At 49.0% G+C, this 24,728-nt stretch carries 14 protein-coding genes and 1 pseudogene; 3 read left to right on the forward strand and 12 right to left on the reverse strand.

Going from position 1 to position 24,728, the window contains the following annotated elements; translation table 11 throughout:
- The first annotated feature begins 117 nt into the window (after window positions 1-117).
- From P1U47_RS07715 to P1U47_RS07725, 3 genes are all read left to right on the forward strand, one after another.
- The gene (locus P1U47_RS07715; RefSeq protein WP_301028118.1) at window positions 118-795 is read left to right on the forward strand and encodes a TetR/AcrR family transcriptional regulator; all 678 of its coding nucleotides are present in this window, start codon (window positions 118-120) and stop codon (window positions 793-795) included.
- Between the two features lie 101 nt (window positions 796-896).
- Window positions 897-1,859, forward strand: a complete 963-nt coding sequence (locus P1U47_RS07720; RefSeq protein ID WP_301028119.1) for an ABC transporter ATP-binding protein — start codon at window positions 897-899, stop codon at window positions 1,857-1,859.
- Window positions 1,856-2,617, forward strand: a complete 762-nt coding sequence (locus P1U47_RS07725) for an ABC transporter permease (protein ID WP_301028120.1) — start codon at window positions 1,856-1,858, stop codon at window positions 2,615-2,617. Before P1U47_RS07720 ends, P1U47_RS07725 begins: the two co-directional genes overlap by 4 nt.
- A gap of 91 nt (window positions 2,618-2,708) precedes the next feature.
- Here the strand turns inward: P1U47_RS07725 and P1U47_RS07730 are convergent, their stop codons facing one another.
- The 12 genes and pseudogenes from P1U47_RS07730 to P1U47_RS07785 form a co-directional block, all read right to left on the reverse strand.
- Window positions 2,709-3,263 carry a hypothetical protein gene (locus tag P1U47_RS07730; RefSeq protein WP_301028121.1) on the reverse strand — a complete coding sequence of 185 codons (555 nt, stop codon included), beginning with the start codon at window positions 3,261-3,263 and terminating at the stop codon, window positions 2,709-2,711.
- Between the two features lie 12 nt (window positions 3,264-3,275).
- Complete coding sequence (locus P1U47_RS07735) at window positions 3,276-5,492, reverse strand: molybdopterin cofactor-binding domain-containing protein (protein ID WP_301028123.1); 2,217 nt, start codon at window positions 5,490-5,492, stop codon at window positions 3,276-3,278.
- Between the two features lie 9 nt (window positions 5,493-5,501).
- Window positions 5,502-5,960, reverse strand: coding sequence for a (2Fe-2S)-binding protein (locus tag P1U47_RS07740; protein WP_301028124.1), 459 nt, complete (start codon window positions 5,958-5,960; stop codon window positions 5,502-5,504).
- Window positions 5,961-6,203: 243 nt separating this feature from the next.
- Window positions 6,204-7,073 (reverse strand): annotated as a pseudogene (locus P1U47_RS07745) (serine/threonine protein kinase); the annotation flags it as partial.
- 187 nt (window positions 7,074-7,260) lie between these two features.
- Window positions 7,261-8,253, reverse strand: a complete 993-nt coding sequence (locus P1U47_RS07750; protein WP_301028126.1) for a serine/threonine protein kinase — start codon at window positions 8,251-8,253, stop codon at window positions 7,261-7,263.
- A 325-nt stretch (window positions 8,254-8,578) separates the two neighbouring features.
- On the reverse strand, window positions 8,579-10,015 hold the full coding sequence (locus tag P1U47_RS07755) for a hypothetical protein (RefSeq protein WP_301028127.1): 1,437 nt from the start codon (window positions 10,013-10,015) through the stop codon (window positions 8,579-8,581).
- Entirely contained in the window at window positions 10,012-14,985 is a 4,974-nt protein-coding gene (locus tag P1U47_RS07760; protein WP_301028128.1) for an AAA domain-containing protein, read from the reverse strand. Before P1U47_RS07760 ends, P1U47_RS07755 begins: the two co-directional genes overlap by 4 nt.
- 123 nt (window positions 14,986-15,108) lie before the next feature.
- Complete coding sequence (gene brxL, locus P1U47_RS07765; protein ID WP_301028130.1) at window positions 15,109-17,157, reverse strand: BREX system Lon protease-like protein BrxL; 2,049 nt, start codon at window positions 17,155-17,157, stop codon at window positions 15,109-15,111.
- A gap of 3 nt (window positions 17,158-17,160) precedes the next feature.
- Entirely contained in the window at window positions 17,161-19,488 is a 2,328-nt protein-coding gene (pglZ, locus tag P1U47_RS07770; RefSeq protein ID WP_301028131.1) for a BREX-1 system phosphatase PglZ type B, read from the reverse strand.
- Window positions 19,485-20,195 (reverse strand): DUF4276 family protein, encoded by a 711-nt coding sequence (locus tag P1U47_RS07775; RefSeq protein ID WP_301028133.1) that lies wholly within the window; start codon window positions 20,193-20,195, stop codon window positions 19,485-19,487. Before P1U47_RS07775 ends, pglZ begins: the two co-directional genes overlap by 4 nt.
- Window positions 20,156-21,268 (reverse strand): AAA family ATPase, encoded by a 1,113-nt coding sequence (locus P1U47_RS07780; RefSeq protein ID WP_301028134.1) that lies wholly within the window; start codon window positions 21,266-21,268, stop codon window positions 20,156-20,158. Before P1U47_RS07780 ends, P1U47_RS07775 begins: the two co-directional genes overlap by 40 nt.
- 1 nt (window position 21,269) lies before the next feature.
- Complete coding sequence (locus P1U47_RS07785) at window positions 21,270-24,725, reverse strand: N-6 DNA methylase (RefSeq protein ID WP_301028135.1); 3,456 nt, start codon at window positions 24,723-24,725, stop codon at window positions 21,270-21,272.
- Window positions 24,726-24,728 lie beyond the last annotated feature (3 nt).

Below are 24,728 nucleotides of genomic sequence, written 5' to 3' on the forward strand. Positions count from 1 at the left end.
GAGTATAGAGTGCGCTGATGACACTTTGTTCCTGATTTATCACGCTAACGGAATGTTAGCTGAACTCTAACTGTGCTCTATATAGACGCCGTCAAGATTGCTTGATAGATTGCATGTATGACTAATTTTATACCTGACAATACCTTGTCTAGCAGTAAACCTTATCACCACGGCGACCTGCGGAGGCAATTGCTGGACGCCGCGGCAAGCATCATTCGCGACGAGGGCGAGGCCGCTTTGTCGATGCGCAAGCTTGCTCAGGAAGTAGGCGTATCGCGCACCGCTCCCTACCACCATTTTAGCGATAAACAGGCCCTGCTGTGCGCAGTGGCAGAAGAGGGTTTTCGGCGCTTTCGGGTGCAAGTCAGTTTTGGCCCGCAGGCGTATTCGGGCGGCGAAACAAACGCTGCGTTAAGTCCAGTACTCGACGAGGAGACTATCCGTAATTTTATCCGCAACTATATCGATTTTGCAGTGAACAATGCCGAATATTACCGACTTATGTTTGGCGGCCATTTGTGGAAGTCGCAACAATTAACGGCTTCATTAAAGGATGAGGCCCACGCCTCTTTTAAATTGTATGTTGATCAGGTTAGGGCTTGGCAGCAATTTGCCGCTAAAGAAACTGCGGTGGACGCATTGCGCTATGCCCAAGTGAGTTGGTCTACTCTGCACGGCATGAGTTGTTTGTTAATTGACGGTATTTATCTCGACTCTGCGGCTGTGGCCGCCATGACCGACACCGCGGCGCGGATGTTCTGGCAGCAGCTACGTGGTAGTGAATCCTCGGGCTAGGCTATCTGGCGCTTCAGATAAAACTGCGCAAGCCTTGCCTCGCTGGTGTACTTGCTGGACACTTCTCAAGCTTATTGTCGGTTACTTACAAAGGAGCTGCTGTGTCGGCCATTATCAAGGTAACAAATTTAAATAAAGTGTATGACACTGGCTTTCAGGCCTTAAAAAATGTCAATCTCGAGATCCGTCGCGGCGAAATTTTTGCCCTACTCGGCCCCAATGGCGCGGGCAAGACCACGCTAATTAGTATTATTTGCGGCATCGTCAATCCCAGTAGCGGCAATATTAGCGCCGATGGCAGTGATATTGCTCGGGACTACCGCGCAGCGCGCAGCAAAATCGGATTGGTTCCTCAGGAGCTATGCACCGATGGTTTTGAAAGTGTGCTGGCAACCGTGAAGTTCAGTCGCGGCCTATTTGGTAAGCCGCCGAATGCTGCGTATATCGAACAGATTTTGCGGCAGCTCTCGCTATGGGACAAAAAAGACTCGCGCATAATGGCTTTGTCTGGCGGTATGAAACGCCGCGTGATGATTGCTAAGGCGCTGTCTCATGAGCCCGACATTCTGTTTTTGGATGAACCCACCGCGGGGGTGGATGTAGAGCTGCGCCGCGATATGTGGGACATGGTGCGCGGCCTGCGCGAGCGCGGAGTAACCATTATATTGACCACTCACTATATTGAAGAGGCCGAGGAAATGGCCGATCGCATCGGCGTGATTAGTAAAGGAGAAATCATTCTCGTCGAAGACAAAAGCGCACTTATGGACAAGCTCGGCCAAAAACAACTGCGCTTACAGCTGCAACAGCCACTCACTGAAATTCCCCTAGAACTGAAGTCCTACCCCCTGAGCTTGGGAAAAGAGGGGATGGAATTGATCTACCATTTTGACACCTTGGCGGAGCACACCGGTATCGCCGATTTGTTCCGACGTTTGGATGAGCATGGCATCGACTATAAAGACTTGCAGTCGCGACAGCGTTCCCTAGAGGAAATTTTTGTCAGCTTGGTGTCGGCGGCGCGGGAAAGTAGCGCAGCGCAAAATGCGGAGGCGGCACAATGAATATGCACGCGATAAGAGCGATTTATAAATTTGAATTAGGCCGTACTTGGCGCACCTTGATGCAGAGTATTGCCTCGCCAGTCATCTCGACCTCACTGTATTTTGTGGTGTTTGGATCCGCGATTGGTTCGCGCATGGTGGAGATTGACGGCGTGAGTTACGGGGCGTTCATCATTCCCGGTTTGGTGATGTTGGCGCTATTGACCGAAAGTATTTCCAATGCCTCTTTTGGTATTTATTTTCCTAAATACAACGGCACCATATACGAGATTTTGTCAGCGCCGATTTCCATGCGCGAGATTGTAATTGGCTATGTGGGCGCAGCGGCGAGCAAGTCGGTTATTTTGGGTTTAATTATATTGCTCACCGCGCGCTTATTTGTGGACTACCATATCGCCCACCCGCTTTGGATGATTACCTTTTTGGTGTTAACGGCGATCACCTTTAGCTTGTTTGGTTTTATCATTGGTGTTTGGGCCGACGGTTTTGAAAAGCTGCAAGTGGTGCCAATGTTAATCGTAACTCCCTTAACCTTTCTTGGTGGGAGTTTCTATTCAATTAGCATGCTGCCGCCACTATGGCAGACTATTACCTTGGCGAATCCGGTGGTGTATTTGATTAGCGCCTTTCGCTGGAGTTTTTACGATGTTGCAGATGTGAATGTCGGCGTCAGTGCGGCAATGATTTTGGTGTTTATGGTCACGTGTTTGGCCCTTATTTATTGGATATTTCGCACTGGCTATCGATTAAAGAATTAGTGGCGTCACACTGATAAATTGAACGTAGATTGGCAATTCAGTATTGCCTTGCCGATCTTCTGCGTCGCTCATTGCGCTAAGCTCACTGTTGCTAACATGGCCCGCCGGCATTTACCCAGCGTGTTAAGGCGTCAACAAATTCGCTTTGGCTAAGAGGTGGCGTGGTGCGGTTAGCGCCTGGGCTCCAGCCCCATAATACCAATTCGTCCTCGCTCATATGGCGCAGCAAGTCACTTAAGCTGCGGTTGCCGTTTTTGCTCAGATCCTTCAGCGCAATGCACAGCTTGCTGGCGTTTAGATCTTCCCATGCCATGCTGAGCGGGGCTAAACCCCAGTGTGGCGCGCCGGGCACGGCATCGTCAGCGACATTTTCATCCTGGTGACACGCGGCGCACTGCAGCGTTGGCGCGCCGTGATTGTCGGCGCCGCGCACCACTAATTGATCGTGGCGACGGCGCTCGTCACCCTGGCGGGGAAACTCGGTTTTGGTGTGGCAGTTTAGGCAGCGCGGATGGGTGAGCACCTCGTACAGCGGTTGAAACAGGGGCGATTGGGCCATGGCAGTGCTGCTTAACAAGGCTAATAGCATTACACGCGCTGCGCAGATAAACAGGGCGTGTGGTTTGGTAAAGTGTGCAGTGATCATTGGCGTCCCCGTTTAGGCAAGAATAAAGTTGCTATTACTCAGCGGCAGTTCGCGAATCCGCTCGCCGATGGCGCCGAAAATTGCGTTAGCGAGGGCGGGACCCACGCAGGGCACACCAATTTCGCCAACGCCGCCGACGGTATTTCCACTATTTACAATCACCGTCTCAATGCTGGGCGTTTGGTGCATGCGCAGTACGGGGTAGTCATCGAAATTACTCTGTTGGACTACGCCGTCGTCTAAAATGATTTCGCCAAATAACACGCTTGATAATGCAAAGATAACGGCTGATTCGACCTGGGCAATGACGAGGTCTGGGTTAATTGCGGTGCCGCAATCGACAGCACTGACGACACGATGGATAGTTAATTCACGGTTCGCCGAAACGGAAACCTCAACCACCTGTGCCACAAAACTATTCCAGTGACCCATTACGGCGATACCTTGGCTTACGCCAGAAGCGCTTTGCCCCCAGTTGGCCGCTTGGGCTACGGCGTCGAGAACGGCGCGGTGACGCGGCTTTTCGCTGAGCAGCGAGCGACGAAAGGCGTAGGGGTTTTGAGCAACGCGTAGGGCGAGCTCATCAATAAAGGTCTCTTGCGCGTAAACGTCCGAAAACTTATTTACCGAGCGCATCCACAACGCCGGCATATTTGGTAGCACGGTAAGGTGAACGTCCATGCTGACATTGTCGATTTTATAGGGCATGCCGGTTTCAAAATCGGTTAGTTCGGCTAGCGGTGGTAGCTTCATGTCGTGAAGCGCATCTAGCGCATTCTCGGCATATAGCGAAGCGGTAACGTCTTGGGTGACTGCGCGATGGGTCCAAGCAGTAATTTTATTTGCCTTGTTCAGCGAGGCGGATACCCGCACCGATGCAGCGGGGCGGTAGTAGCCACCCTTCATATCATCTTCCCGCGTCCAAATAACTTTGACTGGTTGTTGTAAAGATTTAGCAACAAAGCAGGCATCGCGGACAAAATCGGCCAGTGGATTGCCGCGGCGACCAAAGCCGCCACCCGAGGGCATCATGTGGAAGTTTATTTGGTTGGGGAGTAGCCCTAGTACAACACCCGCAAAAATCTTGTCGAGGCTGGCCGACTGGGTGCCGGTCCAAATCTCTGCGCTGCTGCCGTCGTAATCCACCACCACGTTTAAGGGTTCCATGGCGGCGTGGGCCATAAACGGAAAATAGTAGTCTGCGCTTAGGGTTTCGCTACTCAAGGTTTGGGCGAGTAGGGTGGAGCCGTCGGAGCGAATAGGTACCCCTGGTAAATTGAGTTTAAAGCTGTATTCGGCGCGCTGCTTGGCCGAGTCGGTGCGGCCAGCCAGCAATTCATTCCAGCTGACTTGCAGGGCTTTGCGTCCTTTTTCGGCTGACCAAAAATCGTCGGCGACGACCGCAACACCGCCAGGGATTCTGTGCACGCCGCGCACCCCAGAAACGGCGAGTGCGGCGTTGTCATCAATATTCAAGGCTTGGCCATTGAAGCGGGGCGGCCGAGCGATGAGTGCGGTGAGCATACCGGGAATATCCACGTCCATGCCGTACTTAAAGCTACCGTCGGTTTTGGCGCTGGCGTCGGTGCGCTCACGAGAGGTGCCGATAATGCGGTAGCTGGCGGGGTCTTTCAGGGCTGGATTGGCGGGCACATTTTGCTCAGCGGCAGCGCTGGCAAGTTCGCCGTAGCTGGCACTGCGGCCGCCAATGTCGTCAATGACATAGCTGGCTTCGGTGCGCAGACTGCTGGCACTTACCTCCCATCGCTCGGCGGCAGCACTGAGGAACATTTGTCTGATGGTGGCGCCAACACTGCGCTGGGTGTCGAAATAGCCGCGAATTGCCGAACTCGCCACCGTAAATTGCAATAGGTTTTGGAAATAGGGGTTGTTAAAGCGGGTGGCAACCGGTGACAGTTCAGCGCTGACTAGACTCCAGTCGGCGTCCAGTTCTTCGGCAACAATCATGGGAATCGCGGTGAGCGCACCTTGTCCAATTTCTGCTGCGCCAACAAGCACCGTAATTCGGTTGTCGGTGCCAATCCGCATAAATTCGCTGAGTTGGTATTCTTCGCTCGGTGACGCCGGCGTGTTGTCGCTAGGGGCGATGTTGGAATTGGCTGTTGTACCACCAGATGAGCTGCCGCCACAGGCAACAAGTAGGCCGCCACTTGCCATCACGCTGACTTTAATAAAATCTCGCCGATTAAATCCTGAATGCTTTTTCATGGCCCGCTCCTACAGTTGCTCGCTAGCAATTTTGTGTATTGCCTTGCGAATACGTGGGTAGGTGCCGCAGCGGCAAATATTGCCCGACATGGCGCGGTCGATGTCTTGATCGCTGGGCGCGGAATTACTTTTGAGCAGAGCGGTGGCCGCCATAATCTGGCCAGACTGGCAGTAGCCGCATTGGGGCACGTTCAGCTCGCGCCAGGCATTTTGCACTAGGCTGCCGATATGCTCATTGCGAATGTCTTCAACGGTGCGCACGGCCTTATTGCCAATTGCGCCCACGGGTAACACACAGGAGCGAGTGGGTTGGCCGTCGATATGCACGGTGCAGGCGCCACAGAGCGCTTGACCGCAGCCGTATTTACTGCCAGTTAGCTTGAGGTTTTCACGTAATACCCACAACAAGGGTTTGTCTTCGGGGGCGTCCACGGTTTGGGCAACACCGTTTACTTGGATTGTTAGCATGCCTTAACTCCTAATCGAACCGTTGCGGCGGTTTGAGCTGATAGCGATGCACTGCGCCACTTTGGGTAAAAGGGGCTGGCCGGGTGAATACTGGCTGTGCTTACGACGTAGTTTTATTTTATTTTACAGTGGCCTAACGGCGGCACTGTGTGTGCCGCCGAAAGTAGCAGCGAATGTTATACGTGTAAACACTGGGAGTGGATCATTGTGATGGGCATCTAAATTACTACTATTTAAAATTACTCAGTAAGGCAGGCGCAGCGGCGCTTCTTGCATCAAGGCCAGCTGTTCCCGCAATTGTAAAATATGCTCGCCCCAGTAGCGCTCGGTGTTAAACCAAGGGAAGGCTTTGGGAAACGCTGGATCCTGCCAGCGGCGCGCTAGCCATGCGGCGTGGTGCATAATTCGCAGGCTGCGTAGCGCCTCGATGAGACCCAGTTCTTTGGGATTGAAATCGTAGAACTCATTGTAGCCTTCCACTAACTCCATAATGGCGCGCTGTTGGGCGTCCTGCTCGCCAGAGAGGAACATCCATAAATCCTGTATGGCTGGAGCCATGCGGCTGTCGTCAAAGTCGACCAGCCAGGTTTCGCCGTTGCGCGACAAAATATTGCCAACATGGCCGTCGCCGTGGGTGCGGATATACTGAGGTGCAATGTCTGTAAAGCGCTGGTGAACGCGTTTTAACAAATCTGCGCTGAGGCTGGCGTAAGCATCGCTTAAATTGCTTGGAATTACCCCGTCGAGGATAAAACTGCGGCTTTCGTCGCCAAAACTGGTGGTATCTAAGGTCGGCCGATATTGAAAAGGCGTGCTGGCGCCAACCAGATGCAGGCGGCCAATGAGGCGGCCGAGTTGAAAGAGATTGTCCATATCGTCGAGGGCTGGGGCGTGCCCCCCGCGACGGGGGTAAAGTGCGAAGCGGTAGCCTTCGAAGCTGAATAAACTAGCGCCCGCTTCATTGCGCCAGGGCGCAATGACAGGAATATCGGTATCAAAGAGTTGCTGGGTAAATTGGTGCTCCTCTAGAATCTGCTCGTCGCTCCAGCGTTCGGGGCGATAAAATTTCACTACTAGTGGTTCTTTGTCTTCCAACCCAAATTGGTACACTCGATTTTCGTAGCAACCTTAATTGCCGCGTTTATGTACATCGCTTGTAGCCCAGAAGACATGGCTATTTAAGGACGGGGGGTGAAAATATATGTACAAGGAGGAATTGGCGGTTTTTATGTACAAAATTAGAAAATAATGTACATATTCAAATTCAAAAAATAATTAATGTACACATGCGACCGGTGAGCTAAGAATTGCCATTCTGTCTGGATAACGGCTCTTCCTGGAGGATGCTGAATTGCTCTCTTAACTCAATAATGTGCTCCGCCCAATACCTCTCAGTATTGAACCATGGAAAGGCTGAAGGGAAAGCTGGATCGTTCCATCTTCTTGCTATCCAAGCTGCGTAATGCATCATCCTTAGTGTTCGCAGTGGTTCAACCAATATCAGTTCATCATCATTGAACTCGTGGAACATCTCATAGCCTTCTAGCAAGGCCTCCAGCTGATCTGTTTGATCCTGCCTGTCTCCGCTGAGCAGCATCCACAAATCCTGCACTGCGGGCCCCATTCGGCAATCATCAAAGTCCACGAAAACTGCACGCTCATCACGCCAAAGGATATTGCCTGGGTGGCAATCAGCATGAAGGCGAATTGCTGTGTATGGACATTGTTTAAAAAGTGCTTCTATTTGGATCAGAAGGTCTTTGCTTAGGGTTTCATAAGCCTCTCGGAGGCTATCCGGGATATAACCGCTAGATAGTAAATAATCGCGACTGTCGATACCATAAGACTGTATGTCGATAGTCGGACGGTATTTGAACGATGATAGGGCACCTATTGCATGGAGTCGTCCTAAAGAGCGTCCTAGCAGCGCTATAGTGTCAAACTTATCCAGCTCTGGTGCGTGCCCTCCAAAGCGTGGAAATAGTGCAAAAGTAAAACCGTCAATCTGGTGCGTGGTTGTGCCTTCAGGCGAAACTAAAGGAGCAACGATTGGCCACTCGGCTGCTTCTAACTCACGACTAAAAGAATGCTCCTCTGCAATCTGTTCGTGTGTCCAGCGCTCGGGACGATAGAATTTGGAGATTATAGGCTGGGTGTCCTCTATACCTATCTGAAATACTCTGTTCTCATATGAGTTAAGGACTGTTAGACGGCCATCGCAGAGGTAGCCTTCGGCCTCAATAGCATCAAGGATGACGTCAGGTGTTAGCTTGCTGTAGGGATGTTGTTGCATTGCCGGTACGCCTAGAAAATTAGGCTTTTAGTATACAGGACGCGGATTTCCTGCGGGAGAATGATTCGGCACCTAGAGGGCTGGCATGGACGCCGATGTTGGGTTTCAATATTCGGCCGTTTATGCTCCTAAGTTGGGTAGGGTTCTACCCCGTATCTATGATCGCAGCTAAAAGTAAGGAACATATTCGTGTCGTACACTCCGGGCTCTATGGATGACAACAGCATGTTGTTGGTAGACAATAAAGTTGTAAAAAAATAATATAATTTACTCTACTTTTGTTCGTGCTCTTCATATTTTCGATCAGCGGCTGCATGTAGGCACATTAACCGCCTTTAGCTATTGAAGAAATAGCTCCACAATCATTCGGTTTATCGAAACTAGAGCTACTTTTTACATAGTCATTAACCAGCTTTCCGAGCTTAGCAACCAGCTCTTTATTTGTTGTCATAAAGCCCAGGGGCATAGTCACCGGTAAAGTTTCTGGTTGCGAGAAATGGTAAATCACAACACCCACTTCATCCTCAAGATGCAGAATTTCAATATTCCCATCCAAGAAACCTTCCGCAAGTCCTCTTGCATAATCATGAAACTGCCCAAGTTCATGCTTCCACTGCCTAGCTACTCTGAAATCCTTATCATCCGATACGGGTACATACAATATGGGGTCATATAGCTTCTTCTCCTTCGTGCTAGACCTTCGAATGAAATCGCTTAAGCTAGAACTAAAGCGACTACTCTTTGCCCAGTATGGATCCGAAGGCGCAATCCAAATAAATCGGCTGCCGCTGGTATCAGCTTTGCTTTTTATACGTTCATTGATCACTGAAACTAAAGACTTCTGAAACTGATCCCAGTTGCTTTTCGAGTATATCGGGCCAAGGAAAGTCGTCCTGCCAGAAGCAGTATGCTCCTCCAAAGCTCGTATATCCTCTAAATAGTTCGGATTAATCAGATTTGTATTTGAATCAAACAGCTTCAGAGTCTCTTCATCGCTTAGCGAAAGCATGGACTTAAAGATACTCATGGTATTGTTGAGCGTCGATAACCTAGATAGCTCAATGGCCATTAGTTCATGAACACACTCCGAGCTATTTAGCTCTTCATAGTCTTCACGTTCAACAGCCTTACCGTCGTTATCCATCTGAAACGTTGTAGTCAAACGTAGCGGCAGCTGCCGCAGTTTATTGACAGAGTTCACGGTGTAGATAGAGGGTTGCTCTTTTCCATCCTGAGTCTGTATGTGAGATAGGTAGCCCTTATCTAGAATCTGGTTGAACTGATGCTGGAAGTGTTTCTCTACCAGCTTTTCGCTTTGAGAGGCGTTGCCATTATCGATATTGAGAGATATACCATCTTTCCACTTGTCTTGGTCATTCTGGTTGCTGAAGCAACTAAACGTAGCTAGATCAAATGACAGGGTAGCCCCACTATCTTGTACGGTAGAAAGCTGAGGGATTTCACCAATTTCAGAGAAGTACCCACTTGATTTTTCAGTCAAGGTCAGGCGTCCTTCCGGTGAAAGTGTCAGTTCACCACGCTGAACCAAGTCTGAAATTGCTTCGTCAGTCTCACGGCGGCTAAGGCCAAAATAGGTCGAAATTTGTACTTTGCTCATAGGTGCGACATGCATAATCCTCAGCACAAACTCTCTGATAAATGGCAGCCCTCTCTGAGAGACATATGAAAACTGAATGTTAAACCTCTGCGCAGGCAGTAGGAAGTCAACCTCGTGATACGTTACAGTGTTATCAGACATCATTTCTGCTTCCCATCCTGCGTAGCTGAGGTAAATGCGTACCCAGCTTCCTGACCACGCTCAGTCATATAGCTAACAACGGAGCCCAATGGCAGCTCCTTGTTGATCCCCTTCCAAATATCCGCGTTACCAACAATCAACAAACGATCCATTGCACGGGACATCGCAACGTTGATCCGATTTGGTGCGCGCAGGAATCCTGGGCTATGCCGCTTATCAGAACGCGTTAAGGACAAAATGATGATCCTATTTTCTTTACCTTGATAGCTGTCTACCGTGTCAATTTTGACGATATCCTTGAAGCCATCACTCCAGATTTCCTGATTGAATTTCTGGCGAAGCAACCGCTTTTGCTCGGCGTACATACAGATCACACCGATTGCAGCTTCATCTTTGCTAGTGAGCTTTGAAAGCTCCACAACAAAATCAGCATTCTCAGACACCTGTTTGAGCACAGATATAATCTGATCAGCTTCGCTGCGGTTGTAAATACTTGTCCCACGATCTTCCAAGTGATGCGCCCGCTGGCCCAAGTTAGAGGTATCTATCCAAGTCACCATACTACGCAAAGCTTGCGGTGCATGCTGATAGACGTCCGGAATTACTCGATCGCCATTACGAAGCTTGCCTTCATAGAAGGTCTTCGATACCAAATCACCAATAGGCGGAGCCATTCGATACTGAGTCAGCAGTGCAGCGCTAGCTTGATCACCATAGGTAGAGTTAAATGCGCGAGCAAAGTCACTTCGTAATACTTCGTCGATCTCAGTGCGCAAACTGTGGATTCCCAACTTCCTAGCCAACGCAGCCTTGTGCGCATCGGAGTACAACGGAGGTAACTGCAGGTGGTCTCCCACTAGCAAAACACGTCTAGCAGATTGCATCGCGATGGCTAGTTCACTAGCAATTGACCGAGCAGCCTCATCGATAATCACCCAGTCGTAGATGTTTTCATGAATGCCAATGTGACCTTGACCGATACCTACACATGTTCCAGCCACCAACTGTCTGGAGCGCGCATAAAACTCATCTAAGTTGACCCGCTCTCCAGATAAAGCATCCTGCATATCCCTCGATATTTTTGCTAGTGCTTTGACTCGACGTGCCTCATCAGGCCTAACACCGTACTTCCTACATAACGTGGAAATCAGTATTTCTTTTGCGTCTGAGACCCTCGCTCCTGCTTCTAGGCTGATGCCATACTCTGTGCTTAGCTTGGAACGGATTGAAAGATCCAGTTCTACTGATATATCTTTAAGCTCCTTTATGTCTTTCTCATCGCTTAAGTCATTGACTTGGTATAGCAATGTCTCAAGGTGATCAATTTGCTTGAACAGTTTAAGCTCTGCCAGCACAACACTGGAAATGAACTCAGGCTCCAAGCCAATGGCCTCACTCAAGGCTTCAACGCGATACTTACTCTCAGCATTGAAAAGTTCACGCTTCTCAGTTGTGATTGAGTTCGAATAGACATCTTTTAGACCTGGAGAAACAGCCCCTTCGCGATTACTAAACCTTACGACTTCCAGATCGGTATTGAGTCGGGCACAGTGCTTCCTGATCCGCTCAGCAGCTGTATTTACAGCCTCATGCGACTGGCTTACCAATAAGATGCGATTGGTGTTCTGCTTTTCAACCAAATAATGCACAAAGGCTGCAATAAACTCTGTTTTACCCGTCCCCGGAGGGCCCTGTAGCAGGGAAAGTGGCCCATTGTTGACCAACTTGGCGAAGGCCTCTCGCTGCTGTTCATTTAGGCTAATCTTGTTTCCGTGCTGGTCTTCACGATCATACCTGGCGAAGTCAGTGTCCCTTAACGATATGCCGTAGTTCGTTGCGGCTTTTTCGCAAGCTGGATCAAAGAGATCCATCAGGTCTGGCATCACACCTTCTCGATCCAGTAGTCGCTCCAAAGCTCGTTTACGTTTGCGATATGAAGCACGATCCTGTTTGGTACGGAAGAAGACGATATCAGAGTCGTTCAACTTGTATGCTGCCGCTCGTGTTTTGATCAGTCGAACTTCCTTGAGCGCTGATTTCTTAAGTGACACCTCACCAATGAACCTCTCTACACCCTCCTTATCAACCAATAATGCTTCGACTTCATCACTACTGCTGAATCCACCTAGAGGATCTACATCTGCAGAGTAAGGTATCAGAAGCTCTCCACGGACGTCTGCTACAGGAACAATTTCACCACTAACTTCAATATTGGGATACGACTCAGTCTCTGTATCTAGGATTGCCCTCCATAGCTTCGCTGTCGGTATTTCGAGGGTCTTTGCTGACGCTGGCGCAACAGCCTGTTCATCTAGCCTTGAGAAGGCTTCCTTCAGCTGAAGAGTTAGCGTGTCTACTTCAAGCTCTGTTTTTTCTTCAGGTGCTGTCGCCAACTCAATCGCACGAGCAAAAGACTCATCTTCATTAAGCAGCGCAGTCAAAGTAGACATGTCTTGCGGGCGACCAGGAATAACCCGTATACCAGTGCCAATCTCAAACTGGCTATCGTCAATATCCTGCTTGCGAATAGATGTCCGTGGCCATGGTTTAAACCCAACAAGCAGAGCTTTCTGCTGTTTGCAAAACATTGCAGAAAAACTGCCACCAATCCCAATAAAGGTTACTTTGACCTCAGTTGGCTCTCTATGGTTAGGCTCTATTTTGACATACATATGCCCGTTATCGGGTAGGATGGTGATAGCTTCATCGGCGTCGCCTGCTGTAATCTCAATCAGGCTTTGCGTCGACGATGCTTCATCGCTATCTATCGCCTTTTTAAAGCGACCTAAATCCTTAAACCCAAACTGAGAATCTTCTAACTCAGCGCGAATTGCATCTGCCAAGGCGGGGTAAGTCTCAGACTCATGCCCCCAAGACAAACCAAGCAACTCGCAGGACATCTTCATCACTGCAAAGTTGTCACGTTCAAAAGAAGTACACCCATCGATGTATTCAGGACTATAACTGTGGTTTTTGGGCTCTTCTCCTGACGGTGAAAAATCTGGGATATCGATTAAGTAGAGAGAGCAACTTTCAGTCTCCAGCATCACGTTGCCAGGATGAATATCGCCATGAGCAATGCCAAGGCCATGCAAATGCTCTACAGCAGCAACGAACTTACCAATTAGCTCTGTTTTCTCATCGTCCGCAATCAGCGCCTTGTCCCAGGTAGCACCTTGGACTTTATCTGTAACCATGTACAGACTCGATGACTTAGAGGCAATACCAAACTCTCGTATTTCTGGTAGGTAAGTCGGTTTAACTAACGAAAGTTTATCTAGCTGTTTCAGAAAAGTAAGAACCCGGAAGTTTGCTGCCGAGTCATCTCCTTGTCCGCCTGCATTCAGCCAGGCTTTTACGAGTCTTCCGCCTGATACATAGACTTCTTTCTCAGCTGTCTCTACCAGAAAGTCATCATCTTCTCGATACTGACGCGAGTGGTTGATAGCATGCCGGTAGGGATCAAGATCAGCGTCATCAAATGTTGGAATAGGCTCGCCTGCAGGTTCAGCTTGCTTCAATACATCAAAAAATTCCGTAGCAGAAGCGAACCTTGCAGCAACAGCAGCCAATAAGACTTCTGAAAACCATTGATCACTATTGAGCATGTCATCCTGAACTGTTTCAAGGCTCTTAGGAGACATACGCGTGCCGCTAAGCAAATGCCAGGCAACAAGACCTAAGGCATGAATATCCTGCTGAAAAGGTGTCAAGTCGCCCCCATCTAACATGCCTTGAGCTTCAATCGGACCCACTGACAAGCTCTTGCGATAATCTCCAACCGTACCAGCAGGTTGGTGGTATGCTGAGATAAAGTTTGATAACGCGACCTCTTTTGATGGTGAGATCCAGAGACTGTGATCAGCAATATCCCTGTGAGCAATTTTCATCTCGTGCAAGTCGCCAAACTTAGCAATTAACAACTTAGCGACATTCAAGCGGTCTAGTTCTGAGAAAGCCTTGCCATACTTTCCTATAAATTCGTTAAACCGAACATGACCAGGTGGTAGCTCGTATACCTCACTGTATTCTGCTGTTACTTCGTCTTTTTGGAAACTCGTCAGAGATCTCAGGCAGTGGTTGTATAGATCCCGGTTTTGGTGGTTGATGTGCTGTAACACCTCACGCTCTCGGGAAACAATTTCTGCTCTTCCTTCAGGAGTGTATGCCTTGCTACCCTCAACATTCTTAAACTTCCATACGCGAAGCAAGGCTTCTGCGTTACTCGATATTTCCGACTTAGCAATGTATTCCTTATATACCTTTTTCGGATGTTCGAAGATGATATCTATGGCTTCATAGCCATCTACCCGATGAGCTTTAGGGGCTGTTTGCGGCCCAATAAACAATTCATCAAACAAAGGAAAGTCTTGGTTTAAAACCTGCGCATTAGGGTGCGGCTTAAAGCGTGAGTTAAATAACTTTCGGTCTGCAAACTTAAGAAATTCTTCAAGCGATATAGTGTGAAGTAACTGATCTTCCCGCAGCTTGCTAAAATCAGCGTTCCCCGTCATAACTACGAAGAAATGGACATGAGGTACAAATCCCTTGTTGGTAAAACGATGAGCAACTCTTAATAGTTTATTATCCAGAGTTTGTTTCTTTACTCTGGTAACGCTCACAGGCGAGCGTTTCATATTTTTGTTACCTTTGTACCAATTATCGCCTCTCGCCGTTACTGGTTGATGGTTCCAATCCTTCAGTTCGACAATGATCACAATGCAGTGAGTCACGATGATTAGGTCAAACTCCCCATCGTGATTCTTCGAGTCAACAAATCGAAAGCCTGCATAGCCTTTCCATGGGAACATACCTTTGTTGTTGCCATAACTGCTTTGCAGCTGGTCGCGCAGAGTTCCTCCACGAACAGGAGCCTTAGGTGCATTAGTAGAACCCGAAAAGGCAGCCTTTATTTTCTCGATGGCTGCGACTTCCTGCTCTTGTAAGCCACCATCCCAAATTTCTACTTCCATGCTTCCTTCCTAAATGAGGATAAATTAGGGTTGAGGATCTATCCTTTTATAAATTCTTCTTAGCAACCATTTCTTTTACGGCACCACTCATCGAAAGATGATTGTACGTTGCGACCTTATTTATCACTCCACAATCGCCTTCAACAGCGCATCTCTTGCGTCCTGGTAAAACTGGATGTCGATCTTGGTCGCCATATCATCCGATAGATCATACAGCTGCCTGCGACAGGTCACTGGCATCAACAATGATGACGCTCCTTTCTCAACCGCCAGTTCAGTAATATTCACTGCACTATTTATCGGTTCAATTGAGCCACCCAGGTTAATTTCACCCACCACAATCAGGCCACCTTTAACAGGTTTTTTGAGCAGGCCGCTGCACATCGCAACCAGAGAGGCGATACCAAGCTTCGATCCACGCTTGGAGGCGTCAAACGCCCTGAGCTGTATCGTGAACTCATGCGCACGCGGGTCACGATCGCCAACCAGTTGCATAGCTCGAGAATAAAGGTTCTGCTCAGCGTAACGGACAGATTCACGGAACGCTGGCGGTACTGGATTGTTGAGGATTTTGACTCCCGAGCCCGGACCTTCATTAACTTCAATACGATACAAGCCAGGGTTGTCGTCAATGTCCTGGCCACCCTCGCTTACAGTCCAAATCTGACCTGGCTCTAGTGGGTCATCGCCAATTTCGTTATCTGATCGGAGCTCAGGCGTGGCAACAAACTTCTCGACACCGTCATCACCCAGGAAATAACTGAAATGGGTATTGCGGAACTCGGCGGCACCCACACGCTTTTGCTGCTCTTTGACGCGGCGACGTACTTCTAACCCCAGTCTTACCGCCCATTCCAGATCTTTGTCGCTGATCTCCATGTCCTGTGAGGGATACATCAGTTTCAGCAAGCCAGATACGGTTTTGTTAACGGCATTTACATCACGACCACTCAATGCCCCACCAAAGTGAACGCGATTTTGTAGTACGCTAACTCGGCTTTGGAAACGCAAACGACTTAAACATTCAGAGAAAAAGTCACTGACCAATCCAAAGTGATCGGTCGTGAGCTCTTTGTTCATTTTCGGCACATCCCAGCCGGGCAGATAACAATGGATACGATCCATCCAAGCGGTATCGTCACGCATTTCTTGAGGCAGTGGCCCGAATAAATGTCCAACCCGCTGCTGGTGCTCTACATCCACATCAAAGTTGCCGACAAACACCATCGAGCCGTCAGCGCGAATGCTTTCCTTGCCTCGTGAGAACTCGCCTGACTCCATGTAGCCCTTCATGATGTTGATCCCTTCTTTGGAATCGAAGGAAATGCCACTCACTTCGTCGAAGCAGACCACATCGTATTGGCATACTAAGCCGCGCGCTCCGGAGGCATTATTCACGAACATCTTGGCAATGGTCGCTTTACCACCGGAAATCAAATGCGCATAGGGGGAAACCTGCTGGAAGAGATGGCTCTTGCCGGTACCGCGCGGCCCCAGCTCCACCAGGTTATAGTTACGCTCTACAAAGGGAACCATACGCAGCAAATTGGCATCTTTGGCGCGGTCGCTCAACGCGTTTGCTTCGAGCCCAATACTGCGCAGAAGAAAGTCTTTCCACTGCTGGCTGGTAAACTGCTTTCTTGCTTCGGCTAAATCATCTAGCACGTCACGCTTTGAAAGTTGAATGGGGCGTAAATCCTTAATGCCAAAAGCATCGCCTTTTTCTTCGGCAATCAAAGAGTCATATTCCAAAGTGATTTCGGCGTAGAACCCACCCGTTAATAGTCGCTCATTATCGTCTACGACGTTATCGTTAATACGAACACGATTGAGCTGTACACTTGGTAAAGTCGCCACGTAACCATTATCTTTTTGGCTGAATCTGGCACTAACCAAATCAATCAGCTTTACCGTACCGTTCTTATAGGCTCTCGCTTTAAAGAGCTCTTCTTCACCGGCTCTGACGGTACGTGACTCCAATTGCCGCTGAACAATTTCCAGCCCTTCCTCAATTTCATCTGGATCGGTGCTAGCACAGTACCGGCCCAGCAGAAACTCAACCACATAGGTAGGTACAGGAAATTGCCGAGCAAAGGTTCGCACTAAATCTTTACGGACTAAATAACCTTCCAAATGCGCGGCGGCAATTTGATCGAGCTGGTCTAATTCCATTGTTTATTCTCCGCCGATACGCGTTTGCTGCTGGGCGATTAGCTCACCACTTTCGGTAAGCAACACGATGACCGCAGCAACGCCTTCTAAATCTTCATCATCTATAACCACAGAACCCACGCCGGATTCTTTAATCGTTTTTGTACTCATAACCTTACTGGTCGTAGCGTCACCAGCATCTAAGCGAACGTCCAACAATAAACCTTCAAACGCACCCTCTACGGCCACATTGCAACGCAGGCCACGCCAGGAAACATCCGTGATTTCAGCTTTAACATCAACATAAGCATTGCCTGCCTTGCGAATGATCAACTCCGGTGTTAAGCATTCCTGCAGACTGAGGCCACCATGGGTATATTCTTCACCCAGCTTGTAGCAACTAATGCCGTTGGCGAGTGAAAAATGCTGGTCGGCATTCCAATGCCAAGGGTACAGTTGTTCATCGGTGTGAGAACCTGGCTTAATCGAAGCACAGCGTCCCCATTTACTATCCACCAACGCCGCCGGCAGTTCCGTTTTCGGCAGCCCGCCAGGTAGCAGTAACCAACCATGGTCAGTGACCAAGCGGACTTGCTTCCAACCAGCATTCAACAGGCTCGCAATGCGGTCTTCAACTTCGACCAAAATGGCATCAATGTGTTTTGCCAGCTTCCAACCCCGATCGTGGCCTTCAGAGTCTATGTCTCCATACTCGCACCAGGCTTGTCCAGAGCTTTCACCAACATCGGTTTTCGCGAGTTTTTGCCAGCCGTTGGTTTCCAGCAGCTTTTGAAAATGATGGCCGCTTAACTTTTGCTCGGTTTCCTTAACGCAAGGTTCGAAAGCCTCGCTACCAACTACACCTGAAATAAGCTGCGCCACAGGGGACACAGCAGGTTTAGCCGTCGCTGTTACGCTGGGTAAAGCGGACCATTGTGTCGACAACTCGACACTGTAGCCTTTGGCTTCCAGTGATTCAGCAAAACGCTTGCCCACATCAAAGCGCAAACCATCCACAAAAAATACGGTCTCGCTTTTGGCGTACTTAACCGGCTTACGGTTGGCAGCAATGAGTCCTGGGTAACCATGTTTTTGCACGGACTCTTGTAAATAGCGGGCAGCGTCTTGCGCCCAATCGGTATACATAGCCCGAATGGCCTTAGAGGCCGCATCAAAGTCTTCTTGTTGATCAATGGGCTTTAACGCCTGCACAACCGCATCGTCCGCCTGCCAGGCGACGGTTTGATAGGTATTGGCCATATCCGCAATGGTGCCACCCGCAATCGAGCTTCTAGTCACATCGGCCAGCTTTTTGAGCCACTTCAATGACTGTGCCAGTGGCGACAAGCCGAGCTCTGCCCACACCAAGGTTCGGCGTTCACCGTGGGTGTTATCCAAATCTGCAATCGATTTGCGGGCTTGCGCAGGGGATGCCTGCTCCAGGCGCGCCAGTGCCAGGCGTAATTCATTTTCTTGTTGCCGATTCCACTGTGGCCAACCACTTTTATCGGCAAACATATCCATGGGCAGTGCGGTTTTTTCCAGCTGCGCTGGAATATTAGGGTAACGCTTAGGTGCTTCGCAGTATCGGTCCCAAACCGGTTGCCAAGGGCCCTCGTGAGCAGCCAATAAAGCGGCCGCACTCAATGTGCCTTGTTTGTCTGGGTCAAAACCCAACTGCGATTTAATAATCTCTACAAAGGCTGGCCAGGCGGTATCGCCCTTGGCGGCTTTAAAAGCATCGCCCTGATCCAACCAATGCAACAGATCACGAATCGGGTCGCCATCAATCAATAAGGTATTGAAGTAGTCTTTATCTAAGCGTTTGCCTTTAAGCAGGCTTACATCAACATCCAGCAGTCGATACAAGGCCAGTTGCATGGCATGTAAAGCAGCGCGATCTTGGGCTACGTCCAGCCCCAAGCCACCTTGGTCTGAACGCAAAAAAGCGAGAATGGTCCAGTCTTTGGCATTCACTTGCGACCAAATCACGCCTCGGTACTGCAGCTCTGCCAAGGGTTTAAGGGATTCAGGGCAACTTTCGATGGCCCGGATTTCCTGGCGACTGACACCCGGCAGATACAAAATTGGGATAGCGCCAGCTGCATCGATACCGTCTACCCGATTAGCCATAGCGCAGCGCAGCCAAATAGCCGGACCAGTCTTTTGCTCCGGCGCATAGTCGCCTAAGGTCCACAATTGCGGGAGTCTCGCTTGTAGCTGCCCAATGATGGGTTGCCACAAACGGTCTTTGTCCGGCCACAGCACGGCGGCGGGGGCCACTTCAATATCCGGGTTGAAAGAACCTGAATTCAGTAAGGCGTGCTCTACGGCGGCTAATACGGTGGTCATGCAGCCATCTCCAATGCCAAAAGTTGCCCGACCCAATCATTAAATAAATGGCATTCTTCGCGCATTGTGGTGATCCCAATATCTAACGCGACTAAAGAGCCATGAATGACTTTGTCATATTGGTCAAACAACGCCTTGATGCGTTTGCTCGGCGCGGTCGCGCTACTGTTGTTTACGTGTTCTGGAGAGTCGAATGCATTTCGAATACGCTCAAAATGGGCCGTTAAACCAGCTTCTCCTATTTCCGAGGCAATCGAATTGGGTTTACTGAACAGCAGACCTTCAAACTCATACATTTGCACATAAGGGATAAACCGGCGCATCGCGTCTTCGCCAATATGGGGAATCAATTGCTCTACGAGCTTTTCTTCCACCCGGCGTCGCTTATCCTCAATATTCGGCAAGGTCAGCGCTTCCGCTTTGCCTGGGAAGTCTTCGGGTAAGCCATAAAAATCGAAGAACGTGGTGCAATAGGCCTCTGTATCATCGAGCAGACGGCTTTTCACATCGTGCAGCACGCGTTGGAATTTGAAATTGCCACCTTTGTGACCTGGCTTGCCGACTAAAGAAGGAAACAAATAAATGCCTTGAGGTGTAAATAGGTCCGCCATTACCTCGTTAACGAACATTTCTTCCGTTTGCCCTTCACAAATTACATGCACTCGAATCATCGGGATGGTCTCCCACCCAAAATGTTCTTCTGCCAAAGCTCACTTACCGTGTAATCGTCCAGCCAGTTGGTGAAGTCTTCTTCGTTGAGTCGCTTAAATACCGTCGCGCCTTGTTCACGCTCCACCACAATTAAATCGTCGATAGAAAACTCATCCACAAGCGGTGCGGATTGGGTAGACACGATCACTTGCATGCGTTTGGACGCTGAACGCAATAAACCTGCCAGCAGTGCAATGGCAAATGGATGCAAGCCCAACTCTGGCTCATCAATAATGATGGTTGATGGGGGTTTGGGTTGAAGCAAAGCCGTCACCAAGCATATAAACCGAATGGAGCCATCGGACAACTGGCTTGGCCATAGCGAATAGTCGCTGTCTTTTTGCTTCCACAGCAGTCTGATTTGTTCTTCTTCGGTAGGCAGCTTTTGAGGTTTTAATACAAAATCATCAAAAAACGGAATAGCTAACCGTACCGTTTTAACAATCTGCTCATAGGCTTTGCTTTCGCTTTCTTTCAGTGAATACAAAAACGCCGCAAGGTTGGAGGCATCGGGTCTAAAGTAGGCGTTATCGTGCAAAGCACCTAAGCGTTTTACACCTGCGGTGTCACTGGTATCGTGAAAATGGTAAACCCGCCAGCTAGCAATAGAGCTATAACAGTAGTCAGCTTCACTGCCTTTATGCCCTTTTTCAAAAGCATCTTTAAGCTTCGCTTCAACATGACCGGCGCCAAGCTCTATCCATTTATCACCATAATATGGCCCTCTAAAGAAAAGCGCTTCACGAGCAAAGGTAAAGCCGCCGTCAGCCGTAGTCTCCAGATCAAATTGATAACCGTTCAATCCAAATTTAATGAAGGACGAAAACTTAGTCGTCTCTTTAACGCCATAAGAAACAACCCTGTCTGCACCGCCTTGTTTGCTGGTCCACACTTGTAGGCGTTTATCCAGCATTTCGCCGAGTAATCGGAAGTAAGAAACAAAATTACTTTTGCCGACACCATTGGCGCCAATAAGCACATTCAAGCTATCAAGGCGTAGCTGTTTTAAATCCTTAATAGATTTAAAGCCCTGAATCGTTAAATTATTGATTGGGTTGATTGTTCCCATATTAAGAACTCTCACGTAGTTTTTCGCGAGCTGCTTTTTTCTCAGCGAGGCTCAAATGATGTTCGTTAATACGATCACCTTCTTTGCCGCCGTATTGCGGGCCTAAGTGGTACCAGGGGGCGCTTTCGACATCCGCACCGCGATCTTTGGTCCATTTGATGCTGGGGATTTTATTGCGCAGTACACCGGCGCCTTTTACCTTCACATCATCTACCAAAATAAACGGGCGAATATTCAGGCGCACGCCGTCGTTTAAATCAGGGTTCCAGCCGATGGGTTGTTGCTCCAGTGGCTTCCAGCGCACGAAGATATCCAGCGGTGCTTCGCCTTCTAGGATTTTAATTAAGCGTTTGCGCAGCGCTTCGGCAGCCGCCAGGCGTTCTTGGGCACCATCCACACCCGCTGTAATCTCGTCTTTCTGGCGTTTGATCCAGTCACCCAGATAGTTATAAATCAGGGTTCCCATGAGTTTTTGATCAAACTTGTGGTAGTTAATCAGCACGGCAAAACCGTCGCTCAAGCCATCCCAGATATGCCAAATAAAGGGGCGGTTTTGGAACAGATTTACATGCTTTTCAAAGAACTTATCGCGCAGCCAGGCTTCCAGGGTTTTACCGGTATAACCAACTGATGACAGCAGTTGATTGAGTGTCGACGGAGTCCAAGCATCGCCATAAGCGGCAGCCAATAGATTGATTAAACGGTCAGAAGCTAAGGATTCACCGCGCACTGCAGGGATACAGACAATGCCGTCTTCATCGGCCAATGGAAGTAAAGCCCCACAACGCTTCACCCATTCGCGTTGTTCCTCGGCCAAGTCCATTTCTGAGTCTAATTCAGCAGGCCAACGGTAGCCGAGTAAACGAGCCACGGCGATATGCAGGACAGTTTCGTCGGTGCGCAGTGGGCCATCAGCCGTCCATTTTTGCTCTTCATCCCAAACCACCGAACCGCATGGGTGGCCGTGGAAGATCCATTGTATGGGATCGTCGGTATAGGGTTTGGGCAGTCCGTTGGGGTATTGCTCTTCGGCGACTCTAGTCCAGCGGACTAGATCGAATGGAATTTTCACTAACGTTGCATTAGTTACATTTTTTTTCTTATCAATTTTTCTGACTTCATCGTGAAACTCTTGACTAGAGCAAAATGACCATATGGCGGGCAAATGAAGTGGGTCAGTAGGAATTATTGCTGCACTTGATTGATCATATTTGTCACCTGAATAAAGGGTTGCTGGTAGAGACCTAGTTTGGCGCACTGCGATTCCACTTTTATCCCAAGCTTCAACGCCCTGAATTCTCGCTTGTGATGAAGTGCTTAAAGCGCCACTCCCGCCTTCCCAACGAACCATCCCATCTCTTCCATTAAAGTGCTTTGGCACGTCGCATGGTAACTGAAAGAAATCCCAAATAGTTTGATGCTTATGCTCAAATATTTCCCAAAATTGATACAAAAACTTGGGTGCATCTCCATTCTGGAGACCAACATAAGAACCAGACAGTGTCGACAGTAGAGGTTGATCGGACGCCTCAAATAATCCGATTCTACAATCCGGATTTGATAACTGTTGGTTCTGAGAATATCGTTCAACTGTACAATTCTTCAAAAAATTATTCTTTGCTGCGGCACCCTTTTCTTGTGTTGCATTGACACCAAGATAAGAATTATTTTTTGTAGAGATACGCTTAGTAAAAGAGATTAACGCGGTAAAAGCCCCTGCCGCTTGTGGACTTTCAAATGCAAGCTCACCTAAATCCGCAAGACTATTCCAGGTAGCATGCGTCAATAAATCTTTGCGTACCTTGTCATATGATTTCAAAAAAAGCCATTCGTGTGGCGTTACAATAGCCGCAGTACCTCCCGCCGCCAGAATGGCTTTTATCCGCAACACAAATGCTGTTGCTAAGTTTGTTTTACCCGCTGCAAAATGCTGCTCAATAAATTTTTGGGCCTCATCAACTAGTTGCTTCGTTTCTTTAAATGGAACATTGGTGATAATAAAATTAAATTTCCCCGACAAGATTTTCGCAGCATTAAATGTCCCTTTTGCAACAACACCAAGTTCACTCTTCTCAACATCCTTTAATTCAATGAGAGCCTTTGATAATAGTGGCTCTACTTCATCCCATGTTATCTCGAATAGCGAGCCCTTACCTAAACTTGCCTCTGGATTAATCAAGCTTCCTAATACAGGCGCTTGCTCAAACTGTTTATATAGCTCATCAAGCGCTATCCGAAGATTGTTGCTGCCCCCCGCTAATGCCAACCAATCTTCTTTCTTGGCGTTAATTCCCAAGCCAGAACACGCCATATGTAGCTCTGGTAATACTCGATAGCCTCCAGCGCTTGGAAACCTCCAAGCCGTTAATGCCAAATTAAAAGCAGCCAACTCCACACAGCGTTGATCCAACTCTAAACCATGAATATTATGGCTTAAAACCGCGTCCACCGCCTCGTGTGCTGAAAGCCCGTCGAGTTCCATTCGCATGGGCACCAGCATCAGGAATGCTGAAACCAAAAAGTGCCCAGAGCCACAGCAGGGGTCAAGCGTTTTTAACTCTGCTAGCTGCTCAGGCCAATCATCAAAGGTGCCCGCTGCAGGTGACCAAACTCCACTATCATCTTGTTCAAACCGCAGATACTCCAACGGCACGCCTTCAATCGCCGCCTTTTGGCGCAACTCTTCTTCGGTGCTGGCGTTTTTAAAATCATCTTCGCTTAAACGCCGTGCTGCCCACCAGGCACCCAGAGAGTTATCCAGCAGAAAGCTGACCATATAGGGCTCGGTAAACAGCTGAGTGACGGCAGGCAATTCCCGCGCGCCGATTTTCACTTCCGATTTATTGATGCGCTCTTTGTTATTGGCTTGCCAGAACTGATACACCCAGCCTAGAGAATCCGACGCAGTAAAGACTTCGATAGGTAGGCTGATCAGCAGCTTTTCTAAATCCAACTGGTGGTTGGGGGCGAACTTGAGCTCAAACACCGGTGAATCGGCGCGGAAAATCTGCGGTAGCATCTGCGAGGCATAACGCCCGGCCAACTCCCAGCCGTTGGCGGCGCCTTCATCTGCCGCCAGGTCTTCACATTCTTCCAGGGTAATGGCCACCGGCTCATCTGGGTCGGGGTACATCAGCAGGTTGTTTTCCGCCAAAAAGCGGGCAAAAAGCATACGGTGCCAGTGTTCGTAGGCCACTTCTTCTTGCAGGCGTTCAATGCTTTGTTCGCCATCGGCTTTGCGCGCATCACCCAAGCTACGGGCATGAGCACGCAGGCGCACACGAAGGTTTTGCTGGGCGTCATTAAGATATGACGGCTTGGCCTTTTCGCCCACACCCAATTGCTCTAATACTGCTACCGCGGCTTCTTCGGCAATATCCCGCGCTTTTTTTACGGTATTTTCCAGCTGGCTGCGCAGCTTTTTATCGAGGGGCTGTAGGTGATTATTTAAAGTCATTCG

It is taken from the genome of Zhongshania sp., from assembly GCF_029212375.1.
Classification (GTDB): domain Bacteria; phylum Pseudomonadota; class Gammaproteobacteria; order Pseudomonadales; family Spongiibacteraceae; genus Spongiibacter.